This is a genomic window from Cellulosimicrobium cellulans (assembly GCF_042723955.1).
GTDB lineage: Bacteria > Actinomycetota > Actinomycetes > Actinomycetales > Cellulomonadaceae > Cellulosimicrobium > Cellulosimicrobium cellulans_H.
Genome location: NZ_JBHXIC010000147.1, coordinates 1 through 2675, shown reverse-complemented (window position 1 = coordinate 2675; position 2675 = coordinate 1). Strand labels below are relative to the sequence as shown.

Genomic DNA, 2675 nt, shown 5'->3' with positions numbered 1-2675 from the left:
CCCCGGGGGGGGGGGTTCCCCTTTCTACTTGGGGGGTTGCGCCCCCCCCCGGGGGGGTTGGGGGGGGGCCCGCGGGGGGCGGCGCGCGGGGGGGCGCGCGGCGCCGACCGTCCCGTGGGGCCGGGAATGACACCGGCGTAGTTCCACACCTGTGAGTAACCCTGGGGATAACTCACCGGAACCGTCTCCCGGGTCAGCCGACGAGGATCCCGACCTGGTCTGCCGAGGCATAGGTCAGCCATGCCGCCGCGACGAGCGCGACCGCGACGACCGCCGTCGCGCCCACGGACACCAGGGTGCGGCGTTCCTTCGGCGCGTACGCGTACGCGGCCCCGAGGACGAGGCCGACGACGAGCCCGCCGAGGTGCGCCTGCCATGCGATGCCGGTGAAGAAGAGCCCGATCGCGAAGTTGATGCCGATGAGCACGACGATCTGCATCGCGTTGCGGCCCGTCCGGCGCAGGACGAGCAGGATCGCGCCGAAGAGCCCGAACACGGCGCCCGAGGCACCGACCACGGGCTGGTACCACCCCTCCGACGTCGGACCGCCCGCGAGGACGAGGTAGCCGACCGAGCCGCCGATCGCCGACAGCAGGTAGAGCGCGACGAAGCGCCAGCGGCCGAGCATCTGCTCGAGGAACGGCCCCGTGACCCACAAGGCGTACATGTTGAAGAGGATGTGGACGGGGCTCGTCGAGTGCAGGAACGCCGACGTGAGGAAGCGGTACGGCTCTTCCTCGCCGATGACCGGCGCGAACCACCACAGCCGCGTCCACTCGCCGCCGGTGACGAGCTGGAGGATCCAGCTCACGACGCACAGGCCGATGATCGTGAACGTCACGACCGGGGGACCCCCGCGCACCGCGCCGCCGAGCGCGCTGCGCTGCGTCGGCGCCTGCCGGGCGGCCTCGCGCACGCAGTCGACGCACTGCACGCCGACGGCCGCCGGGCGCTGGCACTCGGGGCACGCGGGGCGCCCGCAGCGCTGGCAGCGCACGTACGACACCCGGTCCGGGTGCCGCGGGCACACGGGCGGGACGGCAGGACCGTCGTGCGGTCCGGCCGTCCCGTACGCGGGCGGGCCGGGGGGCCCGGGAGGCGTGGTCGAGATGGTCAGTCCTCGATGGTGACCGACGTGATGACGATGTCCTCCTGCGGACGGTCGCCGGGGCGCGTCGGAGTGGCGTTGATCGCGTCGACGACCGCGCGGGACGCGTCGTCCGCGACCTCGCCGAAGATCGTGTGCTTGCCGTTGAGCCACGGGGTCGGCACCGTCGAGACGAAGAACTGCGACCCGTTGGTGCCCTCGGCCTCGCCCGTGACCGGGTTGCGGCGCAGGCCCGCGTTCGCCATCGCCAGGAGGTAGGGGCGGTCGAACTGGAGCTCGGGGTGGATCTCGTCGTTGAACGTGTAGCCCGGGCCGCCCGTCCCGGTGCCCAGCGGGCAGCCGCCCTGGATCATGAAGTCCTGGATCACGCGGTGGAAGATCAGGCCGTCGTAGAAGGGCTCGGTGCGCTCTGCGCCGGTGCGGGGGTCGGACCACGTCGTGGTGCCCTGGGCGAGCCCGACGAAGTTCGCCACCGTCTTCGGGGCGTGGTTCGGCAGGAGCTCGATCCGGATGTCACCTGCGGTCGTGTGGAGGGTTGCGAACATGGGCACCATCCTCCCACGAGACCCGCGCGCGACCCGTCTGACGCGATGTCTCGCGGGTCGGGCACGGTGGTGGCAGAGTGGTCGGAAACGCCCATCGCATCCGCCCTTTCGTCCCGTCGGACGACGACCCCGGGGAGCACGCATGACCCGTTCTCGCTCAGCGAGCGACTCCGTCAAGGACACGCTCGAGTCGATCGACACCGAGAAGCTCAAGGACCAGGCCGCGCAGGCCGCCGCGACCGCGCAGAGCGCCGCGACCCAGCTCGCGGACCAGGCCAAGGACGCGGCCGTCCACGCCAAGGAGTGGGGCACGCCCAAGGTCGAGGCGTTCCTCGAGTGGCTCCAGCCGCGCGTCGAGAAGGCGTGGCAGGACAGCATCCAGGCCGCCGCGCCGCGCGTCGAGAAGGCCGCGGGCAAGGCCGCGCCCGCCATCGACACCGCGCACGACAAGCTCGTCGACGACGTGCTGCCGAAGATCGTCGCGAGCTTCAACGCCGCTGCCGCGGGCGCCGCGGAGTCGGCCCAGCGCGCGGCTGACGACGCGGCCAAGGCGACCGCCGCCGCGTCCGCCGCTGCCGCGGCGGCGACCACCAAGAAGGGGCGCAAGCTCGCCAAGCAGGCGCAGAAGGCCGCCGCCGAGGCGGCGAAGCAGGCCCAGAAGTCGGCCGGCAAGGCGGGCAAGAAGGCCTCGAAGCACGCGGACAAGGCCGCGGAGAAGGCCGCGGCCAAGCTCGCCGCCGCGGCGGACAAGGCGGCGGCGAAGGCCGCGGAGGCGGACGCCTCGAAGGGCAAGGGCCGCACCCTGTGGTGGATCGCCGGCGGCGTGACCGCGGCCGGCGTCGGCTACGTGCTCTACCGCCGCGCGCAGCCCACGACCGACCCGTGGGCCGAGCCGTGGGAGCAGGAGGAGCAGCAGGTCCACTTCGACGACGTCGTCGGCGCCGCCCGGCACGCCCTCGGGGGCGCCGCCGAGTCGCTGGGCCCGGCCGCCGGCGGCGCCCTGGCCCAGGGCCCCGCGGCGA

The 2675-nt window shown here is 73.6% G+C and carries 3 protein-coding genes; 1 reads left to right on the top strand and 2 read right to left on the bottom strand.

Annotated elements, in window-relative coordinates; translation table 11 throughout:
- Positions 1 to 193: 193 nt before the first annotated feature.
- Together ACFWH7_RS20535 and ACFWH7_RS20530 are read right to left on the bottom strand one after the other, a co-directional pair.
- Positions 194 to 1006: a rhomboid family intramembrane serine protease gene (locus ACFWH7_RS20535; RefSeq protein WP_378219453.1), complete on the bottom strand. Its 813-nt coding sequence runs from the start codon at positions 1004 to 1006 to the stop codon at positions 194 to 196.
- 107 nt (positions 1007 to 1113) lie between these two features.
- Positions 1114 to 1653 (bottom strand): peptidylprolyl isomerase, encoded by a 540-nt coding sequence (locus tag ACFWH7_RS20530; protein WP_087470435.1) that lies wholly within the window; start codon positions 1651 to 1653, stop codon positions 1114 to 1116.
- A gap of 142 nt (positions 1654 to 1795) precedes the next feature.
- Between ACFWH7_RS20530 and ACFWH7_RS20525 the strand changes: the two genes are divergently transcribed.
- The coding region (locus ACFWH7_RS20525; RefSeq protein WP_378219450.1) for a hypothetical protein at positions 1796 to 2675 on the top strand (880 nt) is incomplete at its 3' end.